The following is a 4,571-nucleotide window of genomic DNA, read 5'->3' on the forward strand; positions in this document are numbered from 1 at the left end:
GCCGGCAGCCGCACCGGCGTCGAGGAGTTGCGCGGCGCCGTGTGGGTGGAGCGGGTGTACCCGGGTGCCCGGCACGAGGTGTTCAACGAGACGAACCGGGACGAAGTCCTCGCGGACGTCAAGGAGTTCGTGGACGGCGTGCTCGCCGACTGAGGTCCGCGCGGGGCCCGGTGGGCGGGCGCGCGGGGGGATGTGGAAGGCCCGCGTCCACCGCTGTGGCATGCCGCGTTTTCCCCCATGCGTCCTGGGCACCCGGCCCCGCATGGAGTGGTTGCGGCAAGCGGCCTGCGTGGGCGAGGACCCCGAGTTGTTCTTCCCCGTGGGCACAACAGGACCAGCGCTCGACGACATCGAGGCCGCCAAGCGCGTCTGTGCCCGGTGCCCCGTGCTGCGCGAGTGTCTGCATTGGGCGCTCGGCAGCGGGCAGACGTCCGGCGTGTGGGGCGGCATGTGCGAGGCGGAACGCACCGCACTGCTCCGCACGGCCGGGAGCGTCGAGGCGGCCCGGCACGAAGCGTTGGCGCGGCACGGGGCGACGCGCCATGAAGCGATGACGCGCCATTGATGCGATGAGGAGTTTCACCTGATGACGATAGTGAGGAGCACCCTGCCCGAGTCGGCTCTCCGGGTGACCGGGGACGCGCTGCAGGAGACCCTGGTCGACCTGCTGGGGCTGTCTCTGATCGGCAAGCAGGCCCACTGGAACATCGTGGGCCCGAGGTTCCGTTCGATCCACCTCCAGCTCGACGAGGTGGTCTCCACGGCACGGTCGTACTCCGACCAGGTCGCCGAACGCGCGGCGGCGCTGGGTATCGCGCCCGACGGCCGCCCCGAGACGGTCGCGGCCCGGTTCGCCCTGCCGGGCACCAAGGAGGGCTGGCTCCGGGACAACGACGTCGTGCGGCTCCTGGTGGAGACGCTCACGACCGCGATCGGCCGCCTGCGGGAGCGCATCGAGGCGACCGAGGAGGCGGACAAGGTGTCGCAGGATCTGCTGATCTCCCTCACCGCCGAGCTGGAGAAGCAGCGCTGGATGTTCGAGGCGGAGAACTGGCCGCGCGAGAACGCATGAGCGCACGCCCCGCGGCCGTACGCGAGCACGAGCAGCTAAGGGGGCTGCGATGACCGACGCCCTGGAACGGGACGCGCTGTGGGACGAGTTCCACCGCGTGGTGAACATGACCTCGCAGGAGCTGGAGGTCTGGCTCCACAGCCGGTACGCCGACGAGGAGAGCGAGGCGCTGCCCGAGCAGCCGGGGTCCCCCAGCGGCCGGCGGGTGCTGGAGATCCTGCAGAAGCGGCGCGCGGACCTCACCGAGGACGACTTCCAGGTGATGTACGGGGTCGTGGACGCGGTGAACGCGCAACAGGAGCACGAGCCGGACGCGGACGGGACGCACCGCCGCCACCGGCTGATGACGCTGGGGCACGACCCGCTCAGGGCTTAGCTGTCCCTGCCCCGTCCGTCCCCGTCCCCCACCGGCGGCGCCCGCGAGAGCGCGGGCGCCGCCTCGGCGTGCCCGGGGGTCAGGGACCGGTGAGGCCGGGGGTGTCCAGGCCCAGGTGGTCCCGGAGGGTCGTTCCCTCGTAGTCGGCGCGGAAGACGCCCTGTTCCTGGAGGAGGGGGACGACCCGGTCGGCGAAGGCGTCCAGGCCGGTCGGGGTGATGTGGGGGACGAGGATGAAGCCGTCGGCGGCGTCGGACTGGACGTACTCGTTGATGGTCCTGGCGACCGTGGCCGGGGAGCCGACGAAGTTCTGCCGGTTGCCGGTCTCGATGACGAGATCGCGGATGGACCAGTTGTTCGCGGCGGCCAGCTCGCGCCAGGCGCGGGCCGTGGCGAGCGGGTCGCGGTACATGCGGACCTGGGCGCGGCCCTGGGAGATGTGGGTGCCGTCGACGTCCGGGTCGATGTCGGGGAGCGGGCCCTCAGGGTCGTAGGCGGACAGGTCCCGGTTCCAGACGAACTCCAGGTGCCTGAGGGCGGTGGCGCCGCTGACCTGCTGCCGGCGCACCTCCTTGGCGAGTTCCTCGGCCTCGGCGTCGGTGTCGCCGAGGACGAAGCTCGCGGCGGGCAGGATGAGCAGCTGGTCGGGGCGGCGGCCGTACGCGGCGAGGCGGCTCTTGACGTCGGTGTAGAACGCCTGGCCGGCGTCGAGGGTGGCGTGCCGGCTGAAGATGGCGTCGGCGGCGGCCGCGGCGAACTCGCGGCCCTCGTCGGAGTCGCCCGCCTGGAAGATCACCGGGCGGCCCTGCGGGGAGCGCGGCACGTTGAAGCGGCCCTCGATGTCGAAGTGCTGCCCGGTGTGGACGAAGGCCCCGGCCTTGGCGTCGCTCAGGAACGTCCCGGTCTCCTGGTCGGCGGTGATCTCGTCCCCCTGCCAGGAGTCGAAGAGTTCGTTGGCGGTGGCGAGGAACTCCTTGGCCCGTGAGTAGCGCTCCTCCTGCGGCAGGAAGCCGCCCCGGCGGAAGTTCTCGCCGGTGAAGGCGTCCCAGGAGGTGACGACGTTCCAGGCGGCGCGCCCGGCGGAGAGGTGGTCGAGGCTCGCGAACTGGCGGGCCACCTCGTACGGTTCGTTGAAGGTGGAGTTGATCGTGCCGGTGAGGCCTAGGCGTTCGGTGACCGCGGCGAGCGCGGCGAGGACGGTGAAGGTGTCGGGGCGGCCGACGACGTCCAGGTCGTAGATCTTTCCGCCCTGTTCGCGCAGGCGCAGCCCTTCCGCGAGGAACAGGAAGTCGAACTTGGCGCGTTCGGCGGTCCGCGCGAAGTGCGCGAAGGAGCTGAACTCGATGTGGCTGCCGGCCTCGGGGTCGCTCCACACGGTGGTGTTGTTGACGCCGGGGAAGTGCGCGGCCAGATGGATCTGCTTCAGCGGCTTGCTCATGTCGTACGGTCCCTCCGGCTCAGGCGGTCGCGATGGGGGTCGCCCCGGGCTCGCGCGAAGTCGAGAGCTGGGGGGAGTAGCGGTTGGCGGGGCGGGGCAGGCCCAGCAGTCCGCGCAGGGTGTCGGCCTCGTAGGCGTGCCGGAAGGCGTCCCGGCGCTGGAGTTCGGGAACCAGGCCCCGGGTGATGGCGGGGAGGTCGTGGCCGGCGACGGCGGGCCGCAGCCGGAAGCCGGTCAGCCCGGACTCCCCCAACTCCAGCAGCAGATCGGCGAGTTGTTCCGGCGTTCCGGTGAAGATGCGGGCGTCGCTCGTGTACGGGGCGCCGTCCAGTTCGTCGAGGCGTGCGCGGCGGGACCGGGCGGCCTCCGGGGTGTCGTCGAGGAGGACGACGAGGTCGCCGAAGAGGTGCAGGGTCTGGTCGGCTCGGCCCGCCTCGGCCTGGGCGGTGCGGACCTCGGTGACCTGGGCGCGGGCGTCGTCGGCGTCCTCGGGGGTGAGGTAGCCGAGGTCGGCGGAGCGGGCCAGGAGCCGGAAGGGGGCGCCGGTGGGATGGCGGTGGGCGAGGGCGCTGACGATCGGCTGGCCCTGCGGCGGGCGGGGTGTGATAGAGGGGCCCTTGACCTTGAAGTGGGCGCCCTCGAAGTCGATGTAGTGCAGCTTGTCGCGGTCGATGAAGCGGCCGGTGGCGACGTCCCGGATCTCGGCGTCGTCCTCCCAGCTGTCCCAGAGGCGGCGGACGACCTCGACATGGTCCGCCGCCTCGTCGAAGAGGCCGCCGAGGAGCTGCCGTACGGCCGGGTCGGTGGGGTGCCTGACGTCGTCGGGGTCCAGCGGGGGGAAGGTGCGGCGGCCGAAGTGGGCGGCCTCGTTGCGGCGGGCCGTCACCTGGACGCGCAGACCGGCGCGGCCGGTGCTCACGTAGTCGAGGGTGGCGATGGCCTTGGAGATGTGGAACGGCTCGGTGTGGGTGGCCACCACGGTCGGGACGATCCCTAGGTGCCGGGTGAGCGGGGCGACGCGGGCGGCGACGAGGACGGCGTCCAGTCGGCCGCGTACCTGGTCGGTGCGGTCGTCGGGCTCCGTGAGGTGCGAGGACTGCGGGCCGAGCCCGTCCTCGATCGTGACGAGGTCGAGCAGTCCGCGCTCGGCCTCGGTGACCAGGTCCGCCCAGTACCCGGCGGAGAACAGGTCCCGGGGGCGGGCCACCGGCTCACGCCAGGCCGCCGGGTGCCAGCCGGCGCCGTCCAGGGCGACGGCGAGGTGCAGAGGAGAAGAAGGGGACACGGAGGGTGCCTTCCTGGAGGTCCGTTGGAGAGCGCCGGCCCGCGGCGGGGCGGGACAGGGCGGAGCTGGGGCGACGGGTCAGGAGCGACAGAGCGCGCCGGCCACGCGCTGGAGGTCGATGTGCGGCCGGGAGTGGAGGCGGACGGCGTGCGGCGCACGGGGCACGGCCGTCACCTCCTTCGTCCGGGCGCGCGAGGGCGCCGCGCGGATCGCCTCGTCCCTCACAACACCGCCGCCTCGGGGGCTGTTCCCGGGCTGCGGACCGTGAGGATCGTGGAGCGGCGGCGCACGGTGAAGCCGAGCGACTCGTAGAGCCGGACGGCGGAGGTGTTGTCGGCGGCGGCGTGCAGGAACGGGATGTCGCCGCGGGCATCCGCGACCGCGGCGACATCCCGTTCCT

General features: G+C 72.6%; 7 protein-coding genes and 1 pseudogene. 4 read left to right on the forward strand and 4 right to left on the reverse strand.

Annotation, left to right across the window (positions count from 1 at the left end; translation table 11 throughout):
• The 4 genes and pseudogenes from AOK23_RS51005 to AOK23_RS40240 form a co-directional block, all read left to right on the forward strand.
• A pseudogene (locus tag AOK23_RS51005) lies at window positions 1-153 on the forward strand (lysophospholipase); the annotation flags it as partial.
• A gap of 109 nt (window positions 154-262) precedes the next feature.
• Window positions 263-565 carry a WhiB family transcriptional regulator gene (locus tag AOK23_RS40230; RefSeq protein WP_055717376.1) on the forward strand — a complete coding sequence of 101 codons (303 nt, stop codon included), beginning with the start codon at window positions 263-265 and terminating at the stop codon, window positions 563-565.
• A gap of 21 nt (window positions 566-586) precedes the next feature.
• Window positions 587-1,072 (forward strand): Dps family protein, encoded by a 486-nt coding sequence (locus AOK23_RS40235; RefSeq protein ID WP_055717372.1) that lies wholly within the window; start codon window positions 587-589, stop codon window positions 1,070-1,072.
• Between the two features lie 49 nt (window positions 1,073-1,121).
• Complete coding sequence (locus AOK23_RS40240; RefSeq protein WP_055717373.1) at window positions 1,122-1,448, forward strand: DUF3140 domain-containing protein; 327 nt, start codon at window positions 1,122-1,124, stop codon at window positions 1,446-1,448.
• Window positions 1,449-1,527: 79 nt separating this feature from the next.
• On the opposite strand, the gene AOK23_RS40245 is transcribed toward AOK23_RS40240, so the two are convergent.
• The 4 genes from AOK23_RS40245 to AOK23_RS40255 form a co-directional block, all read right to left on the reverse strand.
• Window positions 1,528-2,886 carry an NtaA/DmoA family FMN-dependent monooxygenase gene (locus AOK23_RS40245; RefSeq protein WP_055717374.1) on the reverse strand — a complete coding sequence of 453 codons (1,359 nt, stop codon included), beginning with the start codon at window positions 2,884-2,886 and terminating at the stop codon, window positions 1,528-1,530.
• Window positions 2,887-2,905: 19 nt separating this feature from the next.
• Window positions 2,906-4,171: an LLM class flavin-dependent oxidoreductase gene (locus tag AOK23_RS40250; protein ID WP_055717375.1), complete on the reverse strand. Its 1,266-nt coding sequence runs from the start codon at window positions 4,169-4,171 to the stop codon at window positions 2,906-2,908.
• 78 nt (window positions 4,172-4,249) lie between these two features.
• A complete protein-coding gene (locus AOK23_RS52165) occupies window positions 4,250-4,396 on the reverse strand; it encodes a putative leader peptide (RefSeq protein ID WP_420823794.1) in 147 nt (48 codons plus the stop codon).
• Window positions 4,393-4,571: GNAT family N-acetyltransferase (locus tag AOK23_RS40255; RefSeq protein WP_240496782.1), on the reverse strand; the 179-nt coding region annotated here is incomplete at its 5' end. The genes AOK23_RS40255 and AOK23_RS52165, both read right to left, overlap by 4 nt.

This window comes from Streptomyces torulosus (genome assembly GCF_001419765.1).
Taxonomy (GTDB): domain Bacteria; phylum Actinomycetota; class Actinomycetes; order Streptomycetales; family Streptomycetaceae; genus Streptomyces; species Streptomyces torulosus.

What these genes read in the sequence shown, in the direction of transcription:
- AOK23_RS40230 (WP_055717376.1), top strand. Translation starts at nt 263, where the DNA reads ATGGAGTGGTTGCGGCAAGCGGCCTGCGTGGGCGAGGACCCCGAGTTG.
- AOK23_RS40235 (WP_055717372.1), top strand. Translation starts at nt 587, where the DNA reads ATGACGATAGTGAGGAGCACCCTGCCCGAGTCGGCTCTCCGGGTGACC.
- AOK23_RS40240 (WP_055717373.1), top strand. Translation starts at nt 1,122, where the DNA reads ATGACCGACGCCCTGGAACGGGACGCGCTGTGGGACGAGTTCCACCGC.
- AOK23_RS40245 (WP_055717374.1), bottom strand. Translation starts at nt 2,886, where the DNA reads ATGAGCAAGCCGCTGAAGCAGATCCATCTGGCCGCGCACTTCCCCGGC.